Origin of the sequence: Halorientalis brevis, assembly GCF_042678165.1 — an archaeon.
Taxonomy (GTDB): domain Archaea; phylum Halobacteriota; class Halobacteria; order Halobacteriales; family Haloarculaceae; genus Halorientalis; species Halorientalis brevis.
Map to the genome: position 1 here is coordinate 1 of NZ_JBHUDJ010000003.1, position 19,961 is coordinate 19,961.

At 60.6% G+C, this 19,961-nt stretch carries 19 protein-coding genes; 17 read left to right on the forward strand and 2 right to left on the reverse strand.

Going from position 1 to position 19,961, the window contains the following annotated elements; translation table 11 throughout:
• Positions 1–623: 623 nt before the first annotated feature.
• The 10 genes from ACFR9U_RS07140 to ACFR9U_RS07185 all read left to right on the forward strand — a co-directional run bounded on the left by ACFR9U_RS07140 (position 624) and on the right by ACFR9U_RS07185 (position 11,375).
• Complete coding sequence (locus tag ACFR9U_RS07140) at positions 624–1,496, forward strand: hypothetical protein (RefSeq protein WP_247376103.1); 873 nt, start codon at positions 624–626, stop codon at positions 1,494–1,496.
• A 34-nt stretch (positions 1,497–1,530) separates the two neighbouring features.
• Positions 1,531–2,304, forward strand: a complete 774-nt coding sequence (locus ACFR9U_RS07145) for a DUF8168 family protein (protein ID WP_345893350.1) — start codon at positions 1,531–1,533, stop codon at positions 2,302–2,304.
• On the forward strand, positions 2,301–3,233 hold the full coding sequence (locus tag ACFR9U_RS07150; RefSeq protein ID WP_247376098.1) for a hypothetical protein: 933 nt from the start codon (positions 2,301–2,303) through the stop codon (positions 3,231–3,233). The genes ACFR9U_RS07145 and ACFR9U_RS07150 overlap by 4 nt, the downstream gene beginning before the upstream one ends.
• A gap of 177 nt (positions 3,234–3,410) precedes the next feature.
• Positions 3,411–4,067 carry a DUF6735 family protein gene (locus tag ACFR9U_RS07155; RefSeq protein ID WP_247376097.1) on the forward strand — a complete coding sequence of 219 codons (657 nt, stop codon included), beginning with the start codon at positions 3,411–3,413 and terminating at the stop codon, positions 4,065–4,067.
• A gap of 376 nt (positions 4,068–4,443) precedes the next feature.
• Entirely contained in the window at positions 4,444–4,662 is a 219-nt protein-coding gene (locus ACFR9U_RS07160; RefSeq protein WP_247376095.1) for a hypothetical protein, read from the forward strand.
• Complete coding sequence (locus ACFR9U_RS07165; RefSeq protein WP_247376093.1) at positions 4,659–5,417, forward strand: PD-(D/E)XK nuclease family protein; 759 nt, start codon at positions 4,659–4,661, stop codon at positions 5,415–5,417. Before ACFR9U_RS07160 ends, ACFR9U_RS07165 begins: the two co-directional genes overlap by 4 nt.
• Positions 5,418–5,578: 161 nt before the next feature.
• Complete coding sequence (locus tag ACFR9U_RS07170) at positions 5,579–7,717, forward strand: NERD domain-containing protein (protein WP_247376090.1); 2,139 nt, start codon at positions 5,579–5,581, stop codon at positions 7,715–7,717.
• A gap of 183 nt (positions 7,718–7,900) precedes the next feature.
• Positions 7,901–8,785, forward strand: a complete 885-nt coding sequence (locus ACFR9U_RS07175; protein ID WP_247376087.1) for a hypothetical protein — start codon at positions 7,901–7,903, stop codon at positions 8,783–8,785.
• 104 nt (positions 8,786–8,889) lie between these two features.
• A complete protein-coding gene (locus tag ACFR9U_RS07180) occupies positions 8,890–10,257 on the forward strand; it encodes a GIY-YIG nuclease family protein (RefSeq protein WP_247376084.1) in 1,368 nt (455 codons plus the stop codon).
• A gap of 182 nt (positions 10,258–10,439) precedes the next feature.
• A complete protein-coding gene (locus tag ACFR9U_RS07185) occupies positions 10,440–11,375 on the forward strand; it encodes an ArdC-like ssDNA-binding domain-containing protein (RefSeq protein WP_247376082.1) in 936 nt (311 codons plus the stop codon).
• A gap of 101 nt (positions 11,376–11,476) precedes the next feature.
• Here the strand turns inward: ACFR9U_RS07185 and ACFR9U_RS07190 are convergent, their stop codons facing one another.
• Together ACFR9U_RS07190 and ACFR9U_RS07195 are read right to left on the reverse strand one after the other, a co-directional pair.
• Entirely contained in the window at positions 11,477–11,899 is a 423-nt protein-coding gene (locus ACFR9U_RS07190) for an HVO_A0114 family putative DNA-binding protein (protein ID WP_247376079.1), read from the reverse strand.
• Entirely contained in the window at positions 11,883–12,194 is a 312-nt protein-coding gene (locus ACFR9U_RS07195) for a toxin-antitoxin system TumE family protein (RefSeq protein WP_247376076.1), read from the reverse strand. The genes ACFR9U_RS07190 and ACFR9U_RS07195 overlap by 17 nt, the downstream gene beginning before the upstream one ends.
• A 171-nt stretch (positions 12,195–12,365) precedes the next feature.
• On the opposite strand from ACFR9U_RS07195, the gene ACFR9U_RS07200 reads away from it, so the two are divergent.
• From ACFR9U_RS07200 to ACFR9U_RS07230, 7 genes are all read left to right on the forward strand, one after another.
• Positions 12,366–13,307, forward strand: a complete 942-nt coding sequence (locus ACFR9U_RS07200; RefSeq protein ID WP_247376074.1) for a transcription initiation factor IIB — start codon at positions 12,366–12,368, stop codon at positions 13,305–13,307.
• Positions 13,304–13,468, forward strand: a complete 165-nt coding sequence (locus ACFR9U_RS07205) for a hypothetical protein (RefSeq protein ID WP_247376071.1) — start codon at positions 13,304–13,306, stop codon at positions 13,466–13,468. The genes ACFR9U_RS07200 and ACFR9U_RS07205 overlap by 4 nt, the downstream gene beginning before the upstream one ends.
• A 92-nt stretch (positions 13,469–13,560) precedes the next feature.
• Positions 13,561–13,968 (forward strand): SWIM zinc finger family protein, encoded by a 408-nt coding sequence (locus ACFR9U_RS07210; RefSeq protein WP_247376070.1) that lies wholly within the window; start codon positions 13,561–13,563, stop codon positions 13,966–13,968.
• 427 nt (positions 13,969–14,395) lie between these two features.
• On the forward strand, positions 14,396–15,736 hold the full coding sequence (locus ACFR9U_RS07215) for an RNA-guided endonuclease InsQ/TnpB family protein (protein WP_247376067.1): 1,341 nt from the start codon (positions 14,396–14,398) through the stop codon (positions 15,734–15,736).
• 253 nt (positions 15,737–15,989) lie between these two features.
• The gene (locus ACFR9U_RS07220; RefSeq protein WP_247376064.1) at positions 15,990–16,577 is read left to right on the forward strand and encodes a DUF7978 family protein; all 588 of its coding nucleotides are present in this window, start codon (positions 15,990–15,992) and stop codon (positions 16,575–16,577) included.
• Between the two features lie 129 nt (positions 16,578–16,706).
• A complete protein-coding gene (locus ACFR9U_RS07225; RefSeq protein WP_247376062.1) occupies positions 16,707–17,084 on the forward strand; it encodes a response regulator in 378 nt (125 codons plus the stop codon).
• A 706-nt stretch (positions 17,085–17,790) separates the two neighbouring features.
• Positions 17,791–19,959 (forward strand): hybrid sensor histidine kinase/response regulator, encoded by a 2,169-nt coding sequence (locus ACFR9U_RS07230; RefSeq protein WP_247376060.1) that lies wholly within the window; start codon positions 17,791–17,793, stop codon positions 19,957–19,959.
• Positions 19,960–19,961 lie beyond the last annotated feature (2 nt).

Genomic DNA, 19,961 nt, shown 5'->3' on the forward strand with positions numbered 1-19,961 from the left:
TCCCGCTTCTTACTCCTAGTTCTGACGGTCGAAGCCGACGCTGTCCAGCGATTCACCAGAGCCCAATTTCCCAATTACACGACCCGTAGATCCACTCATTATCTGAGAATGGTAAGAGTATTTGATAAAAGTATCTGACGCTATCTAAGACGCTCAAACCGACGGCACCTGAGTGGGCGGTAAAATCCTCTTTTATACACTGGACTCGGAATATAGATTTGAACCTTTTTCGCCAAACCGGTGGGAAAGAATCCTTCGAGATACGCGCCCTGTATTCAGCAGTCGAATTATGACAATTATCTGATAACCAAAGCTGGAACTGCCGACTTCGCCACTACGCACTCGGTTGTAGGGTAAGACACCGGACTGCACAGCACGGTTTTTCTGTCGCCCCTGAAGGGTGCGGGGCGACGTACAGAGTCCCGCAGACTCGATGGAATCTATCAGCACTTCCAGTCGGTGGATCGTGAGGATTGACCAATAAAGAAATAAAATGTTGATAATGGAACAACTCTTCGAAGGATATCCACTCGCCACCAGCGACCGCACCTTCTGTGCAGGCTGTCGCCACGAGGTTGAGCCGGTCGCGTACAGTCCCATGGTCGAAGGGGGTGAACCGTAGCATGGCCGATGCGGCCCTGCTGGACTCTGTCGGCCCGGACGTGTACGTACGCATCCAGACCGACCTGCTGGTCATCGGCGACTCGATCATCACGGACCGCCACCACGCGAGCAGTGGCAACTACGACCCCGACGACCCCCAGAATCAGATCGGCGGCATCATCCCGTCGTTCTCCCTGTCGGGCTGGCTCCGCCACGGCATGGAACGTGTCGTTCAGCAACACGGCGGGACGGCCTGCCACCCCGGCGAGTCGAACGCCAACTTCCGAAAGGACGACGTCTACGAACGCGACCTGGACGCCGGGTACCACCCGAAGGGTGACTGCGTGGAGGACCCGACAGCCGACGACGGCTGTCTAGTGTTCGACCTCTTCGGCGGCTTCGGCGGCGTTCCAGGGAAGGTGATGCGGCGGCCGATCCAGTTCTCGCCCGTCCGGTCGAGCGTCGACTACACCCGCGGCCAGGCGGAGGGCCATTACCGGCGGCTGAATCGCAACGTCGTGTCGCGGAACGAAGCGGACAATCGGGAACCGCTCCGGAACGTTGAGGTCGATGCCGTGGCCAACCTGGACGGGGCCTGGCACCTCTCCTTCCGCGAGCTGAAACCCGAGTTCCTCGGACTCCTCGATGCAGCAATCAGGTACCTCAACGAGAACTGCACGGACTTCATGCACCAGTTAGGTGGGGCCAGGAACTTCGGTGCCGGGATCGTCGAGTGTGCCCTCGTGAATCCCCTCTACGAGGAGCGGGAACTCGCCCGAGTGTTCGACCGGGGACGGGGGAAGACGCAGACGATGGAGGAGAAAGACCAGACGTGGGAGGACAAACACCTCTCCGAGTTCGAATCAGCCCTCGAAGACCGTGTTGAGGGGTAAGATCGAGAATCGAGTAGTCAAATGACAATAAATAATGGTTGATGATATGCTGGCGGCATTCCGTCACGACGCGCACAAGTTCACCGGCGAGAGCCATGATAACGCTCGCGAGGAGTTCGCTGGCGTAGCCGTGAACCAGCCGGTTCCCAAGGGGGCAGACGGCGATGCAGCGGCGCTCTCGCGGGCTCAACAGACGCAAGAGCGGACCGTTCCGACACACGACAATCACTACCGACTGTCACTGCTCACTGGCGAGACTGCCTACGACCCCGGGGAGTTCTCACGGGCGACCATCCAGAGCGAGGTCCACGACCTGATCGCTGTTGCGAATGCCGAGATCGCCCACGAGCGATGGCTGGGGTCCGACGTGGCAGCGGCGTTCAACGAGTCGGTGTATCACCCGTACACGAGCCTGAAGTACCACACGTTGCTCGTTGCGGCCTTGCTCGACAACTACCAGGCTGGACATGAGTTCACTGACCTTCGGCTCATCGTCGACTCGGCGGGTACGGTCGTCCCGTTCCGCACTATCTTCGACGGTGAACGCTTTGCGTTCCGTATCGATGGCAAGGCCGATGGAATGCCCAGCGCCCGGCTTGGCAGTCGTCCGTGGCGGTCGTGGGCATCGGTGTGGACGCGACTGACAGCCCACCCACTCGACACGGACAGCGAGAAGTGGGACATGGCGCTCGATGCGAACCTCCGACGGATCCAGTCGTGGAGTACAGCACTCCAGTACATCGAGGACTTCGAGCACTGGGACTACGGGCCAACTGATCTAGCTGACGAAACTGCAGTATCACTATGAAGATTCAGCAAGTTTTGTGGAAGCTCCGGATGGACTACATTGGCCATCCGTACTACGTCTCGGGTAACGCTATCCTCCACGCCCTTGGACAACAACTTCCGCCGGAGACACACAGAGAACTGTCAGCAAGTCATGGCGTGTTCGTTCCTGGCCAGTTTGGCACGTTTCCTGACGAACACACACAGAGTGGTGTTCGTCCGTACCTCGGGAGCGGGCTGCCGGACGTGGAGGCCTATGACGATCTGTTTCTCCAGCGGGAGGCCGTCCACCCGTGGCTCCTCGATAGTCGGGCTCGGGCTGCGCTGAACACGCACGATCTGCGGGTTCAGGCTGGCCATCCAACGCTGGCCCACGAGACGATTATGGGTCGCCGGCCAGACCAGCGAAAGCAATATCAGACGACGGAGTGGCACATTCACAGCTACCTGTACGCCGATGACCCCGATACGCTACCACTGGGTGAGGAGGTGCTTGATGGTCTCCAGTTCGGCGGGAAGCGCAACTACGGCTACGGTGAAGTCGCGCTGCAGGACACACAGATGGTTTCCCTCGATGCGCTGGATTACTCCCGATTGGAGGGCAGTGAAGCATGGCTTATCGAGTTAGTGACGCCGTTCGTGTTGGGGTCGGACTACCCGAACGCCGACGACGTGCCGGTGCCGTGGTGGTGGGCCGAAGATCGTGAGGATCTCCGGGAACGAGAAGAGAAGGTGCTGGAACAGTGCGAGGTGTACCGCCTCCAGACGGTTGACCACGGGCAGGTCGTGAAGTACACCGGTGACCGTCCAGTGGAGACGGCGAAAAACGGCCTCCAGCGAATCGGTTCCCATTCCCGATACGGCTTCGGAGAGATTCGCGTTAAGCCGATCGCTGCACTATCTCAAGAACGAAAGAGGACTAGGGACACTCGTATGTCACCCCACGAATGACAGTGGATCGTCCGAGATAAACTCACTGGACCTTGAATAAAGAAATCGTATTGTGTCAAGATTTAACTTCGAAGCAGGTGTGTCCGTGGCAGGCGGATCTCACACTATCTCGACCATGGTGTTGGTTTGTTGCCCCCGACGGGGTGCGGGGCGACACACCGTCCCCGCGTGACTCCAATGGGACATCGAGCACTCATTGCGTACGAACGACCGGATAGTCTCTACAACCTCCACTACAGCCACTGGGGAGCAGCGGACCTCAGACTGAAACACGCCATCACCCCGGTGACACCCTTCGGTGGTGACGAGCCAGGCGATGATACTCCACGCATTCTGTTCGATGCCCTCGTCGAAGCCTATGACGAGGAGACGGCGTCGACACACGTCACTGCGGCGGACATGCTCGCCGGACAGGTCGATCACGACCCGTTGGCGATCGCTATCACCAAAGAGGAGATCCTCACCGAGTACCTAGATTTCCTGCACCACGAGGCGTTCTACGTCGTCGATCCCGACTTTCAGGTGACAGCGTACAGAACCCACTGGTTCGGGTTGCAGTACGACTGCGAGACGATCACTGAGTCGCCAACGGTCGGCAATGGGGCGCTCCGGACTGTGCGGTGGTCCGACGGCGAACCCGTCGGTGACGGCTACGCACGCGGGGAGTTTCAGGCACTGAAAGACATCTGTGGTGACCTGATCGATCGCGATGTGTTCTCACCTGAGCACGCGCTCGAGTACATGCAGGCAAAGCTGGTGGAGACGGTTGCTTCCCGTAACGAGCTCATCATTCGGACACCGTGTGGCAGCAGGAATTCCTCTTGGCAATTGTAATTTCTCACTCACGGACCTGCCGTCTCGTACACTTTCTTCGAGATCTGCAACGTGCAAGCGTGGCCGCACGTTTTCTTATTGAGCTATCTTTGTCACCTGTTCCTAGCTGTCTCCTTCGCACTCGCTGAGTCAGGCCGCAGAAAGCATTAGCAACTGGTGCTAGCCAGGTTCACCAAGAGGTAACGCAGTCCTCGTCTGGCGGACAACTCCAAGCTCACACCAAGACGTGAGACTGCCACTCACGTGAGTGGTGAATGCGACCAGTACTGGAATTGGTTGAAAGATGTGCTTGATGGTGAACAATGTGGGTGAATCACTGAGTAAAGTATACAAACGTACAGAATATTTTTATTACATCCCTTCTTTGGTATGTATGATGCCACGAACACAACCCTGTCCGGAGTGTGGCACAGGAATGGAGTACCAAGGCAACGAGCGTCGCATCTTCGAGCCGGATCCTGAGACGATGACTGACGGCCAACTCGCCGAACAACTCGCTGCCAAGATGGGTGCTCATTACGAAGAAGGAATGCATGGCGTGACGATCGAGTACTATCACTGTCCGAAGTGCAACGAACAGGTGGAAGTACGATGATCGAGGACGTCCGTGCCAGGTACGAGAAGTTATTCACTGCCCTGCAGGAGTCCGAGCGGCTTCCCCTTGCCCCGAGCACAATTGCGCGCCAGTTCTTCTGTGAGAAGAAGGTCGCCCTCGAACGGGAAGTCGGTGATATCGAGACGCTAGCCACAGCCCGTGGATCAGAGATACACGAGACGGTAGCCGACGATGCTGAACCGAGCGACGAGGACGAGTTCTGGGCGGCCCTGGAACGTGGCGAACGACAGGTCGTCCTCGAAAGTCCGTTCCTCGGTGAAGTGGACGAGTTCCTCCTCGGTGGGTCCCCCGATGCCGTGCTGTTTGAGGACCAACGCCCGCAGCTCGTGGTCGAGCACAAAACGACCTCCCGTCTTGATTACCTGTTTAAAGACCAGCGCGTTCAGGCATGGCTCTACGGGTATATTCTGGACAGTTTAGGGTTAGAGACGGATTCCCTGACCATTGCGATTCTTCGCCATGAGCAGTCGCTTGATCCGATAGCTGCGAAGAATCTGCAACGGGAGGTGATTCGCGAATACGACGCGTGGGATCTGGGGTACACCGAATTGCACGCTGAGCCCGAAGCCGGTCTGCATCTCTCGGAGTACGCGACGGCTGATTTCATCGACGATCTGGAGTGGGCACTTGGCTACTGGCGAAACGAGCGTGACCCGAAACCAACGATGAAACCAGCGAAATGCCGATCCTGCGAATATTCGGAAGTCTGCTCTGCTTCGCAAACAGAGCCCTGATTCACTATTCACGCATCCGATCTGCGGCTTGCAGTACCATTTGCGTGATTGGAATTTGTATCAGTCTGAGAGGAATATCCAGACTGCCAGATAACAACCGCGTATCGAAACTGATTGTCGATCGATAAGACATATCATGTAGCCTTGTTTACGGCTCCGGTATGGAGTTTATCGCGTCGGAGTTTGACGACTCTAACTCGGGAACCGACGCAGAGCGGGACGTCTGGGACCGTCTCAAACGCTGTTTTGGGCCGGCTGACGTCGGCGTCGCCTACTATCGGTTTCCAATCATCGACGAACACAACGAGGATCTCGATCGCGAAGCGGATTTTCTCCTCCTCCACAAAGACTACGGCCTGATCGTCATCGAGTGCAAGGGCTATCGGATCGAGCATCTCGATCGGATCGAAGGCGCGACGTGGATCCTCCAGAACATGGGACAGGACCGAGCAGCTCCGTACTCCCAGGCACGTGATCAGGGCTTTCGCGTGCGCTCGCAGATGATGCGCGAAACCGAGCTGATGGACGACCAGGGCCAGTGTTCGGTCGTCCTGACCCCGATCGTCGCCCTACCAAATATTACGCGTGACGAGTGGGAAGCCCACGGGTTTGCTGACCTGCCCTCCAGTCCACGGGTGCTCTGCCAGGACGATCTGACGCCCCAATCACTGCGTGAGCGCCTGGCGGATGTCCTGGGGGAGACGGAGCTGAGCGTCGACGAGTATCTCAGTGCACGGGCGGTTCTCAGCGGTGGCCAGGCCATCAGCGGGGAGCGCGGCCCCATCCTCGCGGATGCAGCGACGAAAGCCGCTCACTACGAGCAGATCGAAAAGGGTCTCCAGACGCTCGATGAGAAACAGGAGCGGATCGGCCTCGAAATCCCCGATGGTCCACAGCAGATCCGTGGCATCGCCGGGTCGGGCAAGACGGTGCTGATCGCACGGAAAGCCGCGGCGATGCACGCAAAGCACCCGGACTGGACGATCGCCGTGACCTTCTACACGCGGAGTCTCTACGAGACGATCCGGTCACACGTGCGGCGGTTCTATGCCGATTTCGGCGGTGACGATCCCGACTGGGGGCGGCTTGAAGTGCTCCACGGCTGGGGCGGCAAACGCGAACACGGCATTTATTATAAAATCGCCCAACAGGCGGGACTCACGCCCAAAACCTACGACGAGGCCAAGGCGGCGTTTGGCGATCGTGACGACGTGTTCGCGGCCTGCTGTGAGGAAGTCCTCGAAGACGGGAATATCCAGCAGGAGTTCGATGCGATCCTGATCGACGAGGCCCAGGACATGCAGCCGGCGTTCTACCAGATGTGTTACGCCGCCCTCACAGAGCCAAAGCGGCTCATCTGGGCCTACGACGAGGCACAAAATCTGACGAGCCTGCAGGCACCCAGCCCGAAGAACGTCTTCGGGACTGATGAGAACGGTGACCCCCGCGTCGACCTGCGCGGCACGTACCAGGGTGGGATCCAGAAAAGCCGCATCATGCGCAAGTCCTACCGCACGCCTCGGGAGGTGCTGATGGTTGCCCACGTGCTGGGAATGGGGCTGAAGAGTGCGGATGGCCCCGTTCAGGCGATTACCACCCAGAAGGGCTGGGAAGACATCGGCTACGAGGTGCTCGACGGTGATTTCAGGACGCCTGGCGATCCCGTTCGGATCACGCGCCCGCCGGAGTACTCACCACACCCACTGCAGGATGAACCGGAGGCCGCCCCCTTCCTGGGGTTCATGTCCTTCGAGGGGAAAGAGGCCGAGCTCGAGTACGTCGCCGAACGCATCAAAGGTGACATCGAGCGGCAGGGCCTGGCGCCGGAGGAAGTCATGGTCATTCCGTTCGGTGGCTACGACACCGGGCGGTCAGCAGGCGAGTTCATCGCAGACCAGCTCGCCGCGGACGGGATCGATGCCAACCTCGTCTGGAACGGTGACCGAAGCGTGTTCAAAGAGGACGGGAAAGTGACGATCTCCCGAATCAGACGGGCCAAGGGGAACGAAGCGGCCTCCGTCTATCTGGTGAACGCCGAACGGATCGCACGTGCAGACTGGCGTGACTCACGCGTCCAGGCACGCAACGCCGCGTTCGTCGGCGTCACCCGATCACGTGCCTGGTGTGAGATCACCGGCACCGGGGCCGATCTGCCGCTGTTCGATGAACTCTCCTCGCTCATCGAGAGCGTCAATCAACCCGACCCGGTCGTCGAGTTCCCGGCGCCGAACCCACACGATCTGGAAAAGGAGATCGCGTCGGACGACTCGATGGCCACCACGTTAGAGCAGTTCGAGTGAGATGGCCTTGTTGCAATCTTTTAGTAGTGGTATAGATGGCGACCATGCTGCATAGCTGGTATGTCTGGGTCACTCGAACCGCCTGTGAATTCAACCGACATCATCTAACTCTGAATTTGTATTAACCGCATACAGAATGCACTTTTGCAAAATGATTAATTGCTGATTTGGTAATAATATAATATGTCGAGTCCCTGGATCACAGAGCAGGGGAAGGTTGGGACAGTTACCGTCAGCTACACGGATGATAACTGGCAGCTCAAAGAGCCAGCTGTGGATGACAATGTCGTCTGTCTATTTTTAGGAGATAATGAGATTCCAGCGTCAAATAGTCCGATTCAAATTAAGGGAGAAGTCTCGAGATACACGATCAGTGGGGGAGATGATCCAAATTATCTGATGTTCACTCCGATCGATTACGAACCGGCGAGTGAGGACTCGTCATCCCATGAATCCAAAGAAACCCACCATTCTACGTCAAGCCAGTCTAGTTCTGAAGATACACTCCCCCGACGCACCCTCTCCGAACTGAGCGGAACTGGTGAGTATGTTTCGGTTGAGGCCGTTGTCAATAACGTTTCTTGGGTTATGAAGTCATCTACGGGTCCGGATGTCAAAGGATCACTCACGACCGAAGATGGATCCGAGAAAGTCGTGTTTATTGTGGAGAACGGGGTGTCTCATCCATATCTTGAGGTCGGGAAAATGTTCGAGTTTCGCCGGGTGAGGGACCATTATTATCGGAAGGATGATCAAATACAAGTACAGATCACGAAACAAACGGACTTCATTGAGAAAGGAACTGCGTGGCCTTCAGCAAGGGACGGTCGTTCCTCCTCTGATACTCGCCTGTCTAGTAGTCAGCGGTCGTACCGAAATTGGGCTTCCTCATCGTCTGAGAACCTTCACGAAATTGCTGCAGAAATGATCGGAGATAAGGAATTCACGGTACAGGAAGAGGAGCAAGACTCTGCGGTCGGAAATGCGAAAAAGATGGCTCGATCTCAGAACCGTGACCCAGCAATTGACCCTCGGTTTCAGGCGTCTGAGGAGGATGATGAGAATTGAGTAATCCGCTTGCTTTTCGGAGCTACATCCTCTCATTTCTCCTCTGTTGACCGTAATTTAACCGAAATTTGTTCCCAGTGGGAATTTATACTCAGTAATAACTGATGGCTAGGAAAGCCGAGCTGTGGGACGACTGGATCGCGCAGACGCTCCTCGCCGATGTCCAGGCGTCTGGAACGCCGGATCCAGTTCCGATGATCGATGCGGGCGGGACGGAGCGCGACACGACCGACGCGTTCGACAGCTATCGCTACGGCCGTGGCGACGGGGCGTATCTGTACCTCCTCTATCTGCTGGACGAGCCAGCGACCGACGCCGGCGATATCACGCCCGTCTACATCGGGGAGACGAACAGCATCACGTCCCGCCTCCACCAGCATTTCAAGAAAATCCGGGACGCGCTGCCGGTCGACGAGTGGGCAGACGACGGCTCGTGGGGCAGCTGGTCGAAATACGATCACATGGCCAGCGTCTCCGAGCAGGCTGCGGGGCCGCTGTACGCCTGGATCTGTGACGTCGACACGCTCGATCAGGGGCCGTACGGCTATCCGACCTACCGGCAGGAACTGGAGGCGAAACTCGTCGGCCTGGTTCACTCGATGCCACGGTTCGAGCGGGTGTTCGCCAACCGCGAGTTCGTACCGAATCGCGTGATCCACGAGATCGGGAAAGTTGGTCCGGACTGGCTCACCGGGGCCGACGAGTACGACCCGACGACGCTCCCACACACTGGCGAGCCACCGGCTGACGATCGGACGAAGGCCGAACTCTGGCACGCGTGGGTCGAGCAGACGATCCTGCAGGATATCCAGGACACACCGACTGATCCGATCCCACTGTTCGCGACGACCGACGATGGGCAGGTCCAGCTCACAGAAAATGATCGGCTCAAACGCAGTGCGGCGATCGACGAACGCATTCGCCAGGAGGGACGGACGTGCGTCCACGAGACCGGCGTCCGATCAGAGAGCCCGGACGGGCTGTTGTACGTCATGTATCAGATCGCCGAAGACGGCACGCCATCAAAGTCGACCGACATTATCCCACGGTACATCGGGAAGGCGGAAGCGTACGGGAAGAAAAACGAGTTGAGTGCGAACTTCACCGAGATCGCCAAGGACCGGAACGCGACCCGGAGCTTTGCCCGCTGGGGCGATGGCGATTACTGGCACGTGGGCGAACTCACGAACACGGTGTTCGGTGAGAGCCAGAAGAAACGCGCCTGGGCGAACGCCCTCTTCGAGCAGGGGACGCGGACCCTATCAGACGACGTCTATCTCTGGATTCGGGCCTGGGATCCTGCGGCGTACCCCGGTCCTTACGGGTACGACGCCTACTTGGCGGAGGCGGAACCGCTGCTCATCGGCCTGGCCAACGCTGCCTATCCGGAGGACCTCCTCAACCACGAGGGCGTCCCCGACGACGCCCCGGTCAAGCGCGACGCTCGCGAGTTCACGCCACTCTCAGAGTAACCCCACCAGTCGGTTCGTACCCAGCACTCACTGCTTCTCGTGCGTCACCGAATCCCTTCGCAGTGACCGTCCGGTGAGTAACCACCACTGCTCGCAGAGACTGCGTTGGCTACTGGGCCGAACGGCGTTTTTTCTGCCCCGACAGGGGTGCGGGGCACACTGCAGTGGCCCGTGTGAACCCAATGTCACAGAGCGATAGCACGCACGTCTCCTTCGGCGACCGGGAGACGCGCGACGACGAGATGCGCAGTACGATCACCGACTGGATCGAGGATCTCACGCAACTCACCGACGAGGCAGTGGCCAGCGCGGAGTTCCAGGAATGGCTCGACGTTCAGAGTCGGTTCCACGACTACTCCCACCGGAATACGCTACTGATCAAAGAGCAGTGTCCGGAAGCGACGAAGGTTGCTGGCTACCGAACGTGGCAAGAAGAGTTCGACAGGCACGTCACAGAGGGCGAGTCGGCCATCTGGATCTGGGCACCGATCATCACGACGCGCTGCCCGGAGTGCGAGAACTCGCTGTCGTACCATGAGGAGAGCGACTGCGAGTACGACGAGACGCCGCCAGAGGAGTGGTCGGAAGGCCTGGTCGGCTTCAAACCCGCGCCGGTGTTCGACATCTCCCAGACTGAGGGTGAGCCGCTGCCGGACCTCGACACGGCGGCACAGGGTGAGGGTGAGGACCTCGTCCCGGCACTCCGGTCGACGGCCGACACCTTCGATATCGAAGCCCGGATCATCCCACCGAGTCGATGGACCCACGGTGACGCCCGGGGCATCTGCAAACAGTCACCGAGTGCTGATCGGCCACGCGTCGAAGCCGTCGACCGGTCGAACCGGGCCGACCTTGCACGAACGCTCGTCCACGAGTACGCCCATGCACTGTTGCACGTCGGCGTCGACGACGACACCGAACGGGCCAAGCGAGAGGTTGAGGCGGAGGCCGTCGCGTACGTCGTCGGGCGATACTTCGGGCTGGACACGAGCAACTCGGCGTTCTACCTTGCGACGTGGGCAGGTGACGACACGGACACGATCGCGGAGCGACTCGGGCGGATCAGCACGACGGCTGCATCAATTATCGACACGGTCGAAAACACGGTGGCTTGGTGAGGGTTCTCCTGCCACCTGCGCTTCTGCGGTGATTTCCCTCACCGATGCTACGACATCCCTAGCCTTTCTCCTCGAATGTCAGTGAACAGCGAGGCGGGACGTCATGCCGTTGCTTCGTCGGAATCGACCACCGGAGTGACGAGTGGCAGATCGATATCGATGGCCGTGTACCAGACATCTGGTCGTTTCGCGTGCCCGTCGTCGACGAGGTTGATCAGATGTAACTCCTCGAGTTCGGTCAGGTTACGATGGACCTGACTGACATCCCTGTCGACGAGCCGTGCCGTCTCCCGGATGCTCGCCGGTTTATGTTGGACGATCGCTCGCAGTAACTCCAGTGACTTCGGTCGTGTGACGCGATGGACATCGGCTGGATCGTGGTAGACCACCTCGAGATGTGGCTCCGGCGTCTCCCCGCGATCCAGCGCAGCGAGCGTTTCTTCCAGTTTCTCGTCGTCTCCCTCACGGAAGCGAACGTGCAGCGTGCGATCAGCCGTGTCGTCAGTATCACCAGTCGTGTCCATGCTCGATCACCTCGGATTTGAACCGCTGGAAGAGGGCCTGCAATCCGTCGAAGTCGACGTCCTCGACGCTGCCATCAGCCCGGTGTTTGTGATGGTGGGCTGCATCTGGATGGTCGGGAAAGTTATCGTAGCGGATGATGGTCTCTCCTGCTGCGTTCCCGTACTGCATCGAGTACTTGATGCCCTCGGGATAGCGGTCAGATGTGGGGACGCGAAAGGCACTGATCTCGGCGTAGTGATCGCCAAAGTCCTTCGTGACGTTGATGACCTGCTGTGCCTCATCATCCCCGCCCATGGGTGTTGGTATCGGCCACAACGTCATAAGCGTTGTTGCGAACTCCAACACCAACGCGGAGTTTGTGATGCAGCGATCCCACGCTCTCCCGCAGAGACCCTCTCTCGATATTCATCATTATATGCCCCCCGAAGGGGTGCGGGGCCATCCTCGGCCTCGCGCTGATTCGACATGGCATCGAGCGACGTCTACGCCCATGGCTTCGACGAACAGACCGACAAACGGCCGCCGACGGACGACTGCCCCGAGTGCGATGGCACCCTCCGAACGGAGGCCGGGGAGACGACCTGCACTGAGTGTGGCTTGATCCTCGACGAGTATCGCTTCGACCACAGGGGACCACGCACGTTCCCGGAGGACGAGGCCCAGCGAGAACGCACTGGCGCGCCTCTCACAGCAACGCGGCACGACCGCGGGCTGTCGACGGAGATCGGCGCGGGGACGGACGCGAACGGCAACACACTCTCGCAGTCGAAGCGCCGCCAGCTAGCGCGACTCCGGCGGGAACACAGCCGCGGGAAATGGGGTTCGAAGGCCGAACGCAACCTCGGCCACGGCTGTACGGAGATCAGACGCATCACTGCAGCACTCGGCCTTGCGCGCGACGCACGCGAACAAGCATGTACCCTCTTCCGGACGGCCCAGACCGAGGGGCTCCTGCCGGGGCGCGCGATCGAGTCGGTGGCGGCGGCCTGCGTGTACGCGACCTGCCGGGTCACGGAGCGACCGATGACGCTCGACGACGTCGCCCCGGTGGCACGGTGTTCACGCAGTCGCGTGGCGAACGCCTACACCGTCTGCAACCGAGAATTGGACCTGCCTGTGCCGCCGCGCCGTCCCCGAGCGTTCATTCCGGCTCTGGCGTCGGCGGTCGACCTTCCCGTGGAAACGGAGCGATTCGCCCGGACACTCGCGGAACGAGCACACCAGGCCACGCTCAGTATCGGTGCACACCCGGCGGGGTTCGCGGCGGCGTGTCTGGAAGTCGCGGCAGCAGAGCAGGAGGTGGACGTGCGACAGGCCGATCTCGCGGACGCCGCTGCCGTCACGCCCGTGACGGTGCGGGCACACCGCGACGCGTTGCGGAGGTCCGAGGTGGCGTGCTCGCGATGATCCGCTCGCGGCTGCTCCCGTTCCTCCCACGCCGGTCGCTCACGGTCGTCCACGAGTGTCGGGTCTGTGGCGTGACCGTCGAGCCGGCCGTCGACGTCTGTCCGTGCTGTGACCGTCGGAGTATCGCCCGGTACGAGATTCCTCGTGGGGACTCGCGGTAGGGGCGGGCCGTCCTTCCTTTCGAGTCGCTCTCGCAGGTCGTTTTGTTGCGCGCTGATGGGCGAGCGCTCACGCGCGGGCGCTCGATCTACGTATGCATCCACTGGACCGACTCGACTTCCCGACCCGCGTCGCAAAGCGTGCCCAGTACGAAGCCTTCGAGTTCGCAGTGATCGACGACGGTGTCCGCGTGCGCAACTGCAGTCACGCGGACCCTGCAGACCACGAGTACACGGTGACTGTCCAGGACGGCCTGCCGACGGCCTGCACCTGTCCGGCTGACGAGCGATTCGACGGCGCCTGCAAGCATCGGGTGGCGGTGGCGATCCGTAGCCCAGTGCTGGACGCAGCCCGGACGACCCCGGTGGCGGCTGACGGTGGCCAGGCGAGCGATGGATCCGAAAATGCCGGCCCGGAGATCGACTGTGACTGTGGGGAGCTGCCGGGCGAGTTCCCCTGCTGGGAGTGCGTCCGCACCGGCCGAAAGGCGATGCCGGAGTAGACGGCGGCTGGCCGGCGAAGCGCTGCTCCACCCCTTTTTCGCTTCACCGAGCCACCAACCCACCCCACGTCCCCACCCTCCGCTCCCGGCCGCAAGCGGCCGGCAGCCACGACCTATCTCTGACTTATACTGCACAGTCGTTACACTCGCTGATGGCCGGCAGCGCACCGGCACAACAGAGGACCTCCTTATTCGTCTCCCGTTGGAGGTTCACCTGCGTGCTCGGGGTATTAGCGTTGAGTTCGGAGCCAACCGCCAGTTAGCCCCCACTGGATTCAGATGGGGATTTATATCAGCCGTCAATGGGCGCCGGCTGTCAGTAGAACTCCAGTAAATGGATGAAATCGAATGTGTCGGGAGTTAGCGGCTGATCCTTATCAGTGAAGACGGCACCATCCAGTCCTGCGACGGTCGGCACCTCCAAGAGATGATTCGCACGAATACCTTCGAGGTCGTCCCACGGACTGATCGCGACGCGGAGATACTCCGCCGGATGCTCGACGCGTCGGCGAGTCTTTGGAACGAAGTGAATTACGCCCGTCGCCAACGGTTCTTCGACGACGAGAACATCTGGGAGACCGAGAAGTTCTACGACAGGTACGTCGGCGTCCTCGGTGGTGCATCCGCCCAGACGGTCATCCGACGGAATAGCGAAGCCTGGAAGTCGTTCTTCGCGCTCTGTGAGAATCCCGACGAGAGTCCGTCCCCGCCGGGATACTGGGGGAACGAGGACGACGGCCGTGAGCTGCGCACGTACGTGCGAAACGATGCCTACGACATCCAGTGGGGAGACCGCTCCCGGCTGGAGATCAGAATCGGTCAAGACCTCAAAGACGAGTACGGACTGGGGTACTACGAGCGGCTGTCACTCGAAGTCCGTGGCGAGCCACACTGGGAAGGCGACCCCGGCCGATTGGTGATCGAATACGACGAACTCTCCGAGACGTTCAGGGCATCACAGCCTGTGACGGTCCCCGACGACCGACAGGATTCACCACTAGCCCACCAGACGGCTGCCCTGGACCTCGGTGTCAACACGCTCGTCGCCTGTACGACCAGCGGCGGACAGCAGTACCGATACAACGGCAAACCGTTGTTCGAGCGGTTTCGCGAGACGACCGAACACATCGCCGACCTGCGAGCCAAACTACCGGACGACCAGCCGACGAGCCGGCGTATTCGACGACTGTATCGGAAGCGAACCCGACGGCGGGATCACGCTGTCAAGGCACTCGTTCGTGATCTCGTTTCCAGATTACATCAGCAGGGGGTTGCTACGGTGATCGTTGGCGACCTCTCCGGTGGCTTCGAGGCTAAATGGACTGCCGAGGTGAACGAGATGGTTCACAACTTCTGGACGTACCGGAAGTTCACCAACCAGTTGCAAGCTGTCTGTGAAGAGTACGGCATGGAGGTGGTCGTCCACTCCGAAGCGGGGACGTCACAGTCGTGTCCCGACTGTGGCCGGATTGAAACGACGACGCGTCATCAGCGGACGCTCACGTGTGCCTGCGGCTTCGATGGCCACGCTGACCTCGCTGCATCACGGAACCTCCTGACTCAAGCGACCGAGAACTCGATAGCAGGGCCGACGGCACGGCCCATGCGGTTCAAGTGGGACAATCACGAGTGGCGTCCACACGAACCCGCGAGCGCGGGTTCGACGGACTCCGCTCAACGGCGTTCGGCCAGAGACGCCCCGGAAAATCCCAACGAACAGCGCATGAACCCGCAAGATGCCGCTACAGCCAGCGGTGACGGCTGGTAGCGGATGCCCATCTCGGGTGGATGTCGATTCGTCGTGAACGGATCTCCCTTTTCAAAAGACGAACCGACCGGTATGTGTGCGCGCCGAACTCAGTACCGACTTAGTGACTCCCTAGAACGCCAATTTCCCCGCTGATACCCTCGTCTCGGGGGCTCGAAATCCGTTCGACGGCCAAAATCTGGCGTAATCTGGTGAAAATCGGCTTCACCGACGGGGGCTTTCAATAGACGCCCGGATGAGGAGTCACTCGACTATGTCTATACAACGTGACACGCTGCCGGTCGTTCGCGGTGCAGCAACGGGGGCCGCCGCCTGGGTGCTCGGCTATCTCCTCACGTACGTGCTCGTGGCGCCGGATCTCCGCAACTCTTCACTCAACCGCATCATCGAGGCGTTCGACGGGGCGCCGGCGACCTACGAGATGGTCGGCTGGGTGTTCTATAACGCCCACTTCGTGAGCACCGTGTTCCAGGACATCCCCTTCGTCGGTGGCGGGTCGGTATCCTACGTCGGCGGCGAGGGCGGGTTCACGGCGCTCCTCTACGGACTCCCGATCGCGCTGCTGTTCGCTGCGGGGCTGGCCCTCGCACGCGCCGACGGAACGGCGGACACGACCCGCGGCGCGCTCGTGGGCGCGACGGCCCTGCCGGGGTATCTGGCGCTCTCGATCGCCGGGGTGTTCCTCTTCGCGGTGAGCGTCGGCAGCGCGACCGGCGCGCCCGATCGGCTGGCCGGCGTCTTCCTCGCTGGCATCGTCTATCCAGCGCTGTGTGCCGCCGCCGGGGGCGTCTCCGGTGCCGTCCTCGAAGGCCGCGGACAGGCGTCGTCAGCAGGTCGATGACTCCCCTTCGCGACGCGGCGTCCGGCGATCAGTATTTTCGAGAGCCGAACTGACGGCTCCAAATCTCTACATATTAGTATAGTAAAACATTAGTAAGTTTTACTTGGGAATGGTTCACACTCCAAAATGATGGCTGAGCGAACGGTTATCCTCTGTGAGGACAATCCCAAACTGGGCGAGATCTACACGACGTGGTTGGGCGACACCTACGCGGTCGAGCACGTCGACACCGGTGACGGACTCCTGGCGTCGCTGGATCAGGCGACGGATGCGATCGTGACTGACTGGCGGACCCCGGGAACACAGCGACACGACCTGCTGTCGCAGATCGCCGAGTCGCAGTTCGATCCCGCGCTCGTGGTCATCTCCGGCATCGAACCGCGGATCGACCTCTCGGACCACGGCGTCGACGCGTTCCTGGAGAAACCGTTCCGGCGAGACGCGCTCCTCGGAACGCTGGACTCGCTGCTGCAGCCCTCAGCCCAGGGTGACCGAACCGCCGTCTAAAGCGGTAGTGGGTTTGCTCACGGATACTAGCTGTCTCTGTCAGCTCCTGCACTGACCGGTACGCGAACCAGCAGACCGCAGACTGGGCGTGTCTTTGTGGTGAAAAAGGATCCACGTGGGGGGAAGGGAGCTTCGTGATGGACCCTGGATCACGGGACAGCGGCAATCCCGAACAGACACAAGCCCTGCACGCGCCCCGTGACAAATCCGTGTTCGATAAGGTGGGGTGAATGCGTGGTGGACGTTCTCAACATGTGAAAACAGCCGCTGCTGTTTCGACAGGACAGTTCGACATCGGCCGGCTCTCACACTGCAGTCGGATTTAATCCTCTTTGGTATGGTTGGACGTTTTACACCAACCATTCTCAAACTCTGGGAATCCCGTTCGTAGTTTATTATCCTTATGGCCACTCTTCTGATAAGATGGTCGAACATGCTAGTGAGCTTGTAAATGAAGGTGATACTTATGCTATCAATAGTGACAGCCTCGTAAGAAGACGCTCGCTCACCCGTCCCGAGTCGTCGCGGCAGCGATCGCTCGGCGGCCGCCTGTCGAGTGCGTTCGGTCGTCTGCAGCGAACTGTGCGACTGCGCCGGGACCAACCCGCGACTCGCCGCGGTCGTCTGTGTGGTGGCTCCAAATGATTGCTCACATGTCATGTTCGCCGTTCTCAGAAATCACGGATTCTAAACAGGAGGTGTGCCGATGACGTCGTCGTTCTCACAGCTGTCACAGTCGTGGCAACCGTCGGGAGACGGGCTGGAGAACGCGGCGCCGTCCGTCCTCCTCGTCGACGACGACGACCGGTTCGGCTCGGTCGTCGGGGAGTATCTCGAGGCGGAACACGGCTACGACGTCGCCACCGAGTCGAGCGCCGAGGACGCGCTCGATCGCCTCGAAACGGCGCCCCAGATCAGCTGCGTCGTCAGTGACTACGCGATGCCCGGCATGGACGGGCTGGAGCTCCTCCAGGAGGTCGACGAGCGGTTCCCGAACCTGCCGTTCATCATGTTCGCCGGCCAGGGGTCCGAACGCGTCGCGAGCAGGGCGATCCAGCTCGGCGCCGACGACTACCTCGAAAAGGACACCGGGGAGACGCGCTACGAGCTGCTCGCGACCCGGATCGACAGCTGCGTGACGATCTCGCGCCAACAGCAGAAACTCCGGGACCTGTACGCAGCCATCGAGGACGCGGGCCACGCGATGCTCGTCACGGACACCGACGGGACGATCACGTACGTCAACCCGTCGATGGAAGCCATCTCCGGCTACACGAGCGAGGAGTTGGTGGGCGAGACGCCGGCGCTGCTCAAGTCCGGCGAACACGACCGGGCGTTCTACCAGGAGCTCTGGGGCACGATCCTCGACGGCGAGGTCTGGGAGGGCGAGGTCGTCAACGAACGCAAGACCGGCGAGCGCTACGTCATCGACCAGACGATCTCGCCGATCACCAGCGAGGGGGCGATCACGGGCTTCGTCGCCATCAACCGGGACATCACTGAACAGAAGGCCCACGAGCGGGAACTCGAGTTCTTCGCGCAGGCGTTCGACCAGGTCGGCACGGGGATCGCCGCCTACGACGAGGACGGAACAGTTCAGTACGCCAACGAGGCCTACGCCGACATGCTTGGCACGACCATCGAGGAGCTGATGGGCCGCCCCATCGTGGACGTGAATCCGGATCTCGACGCCGACCGCTTCGCGGCGTACTGGGACTCGTTCGACGTCGGCGAGACGCGCCGCGCTGAATCCATCCATCAACGACTCGACACGGACGAGACGTTCCCCGTCGACACGGTTACGACGAACATCACCGTCGACGGCGAGGAGTTACACGTCGGCACGATCCAGGACATCACCGAGCGCAAGGAGCGCGAACAGGCGCTCCAGATGTTCCGCGAGGCCGTCGAGCAGGCAGGACACGCTGTCGTCGTCACGGACACGGACGGGACCATCGAATACGTCAATCCCGCTTTCGAGGAGATCACCGGCTACGATCGCGAGGAAGCCCTCGGCGAGACGCCGGAGCTGCTCAAGTCCGGCGAACACGATCAGGAGTTCTACCAGGACCTCTGGGCGACGATCCTCGACGGCGAGGTCTGGAAGGGCGAGATCGTCGACGAGCGCAAGAACGGGGACGAACTCGTCATCGAGCAGACGATCTCGCCCATCACGGAAGACGGTGAGATCGCCCACTTCGTCGCGATCAATCACGACGTCACCGAGCGCAAACGACAGAAACGCGAGCTCAAACGGCAGAACGACCGCCTCGAAACGTTCGGGCGGACGGTCGCCCACGACCTCCGGAACCCGCTGAGCGTCATGGAGGGGTATCTGGACGTCGCCCGACAGGCGGACGATCCGTGTGCGGCGCTCGACGAGATCCAGACCGCCGTCGATCGCATGGAGGAACTGATCGAGGAACTCCTCGCGCTGGCCGAACAGGGCAAGACCGTGCTCGATCCCGCGCCCGCGTCGCTGGAAGACGTCGCCGTGACCGCGTGGGCACACGTCGACACGGCCCGAATGCAACTGGACGTCGTCGACGACGACCAACTCATGATGGACGACGGCCGCGTCGTCCAGCTGTTCGAGAATCTCTTCCGGAACGCCAGGGAACACGGCGGTGCGGACGCGACCGTTCGCGTCGGCACCCTCCCCGACGGGTTCTACGTCGAGGACACCGGTCCGGGGATCCCGCCGGACAAGCGCGACGCCGTCCTCAAATCCGGGTTCACGACCTCGAAAGACGGCACCGGATTCGGGCTGGCGATCGTCACCCAGATCGCCGACGCCCACGACTGGACGGTCTCGATCACTGACGGGAGCGACGGCGGCGCGCGCTTCGAGTTCCGGGACGTCGATCGCCCGTGAGC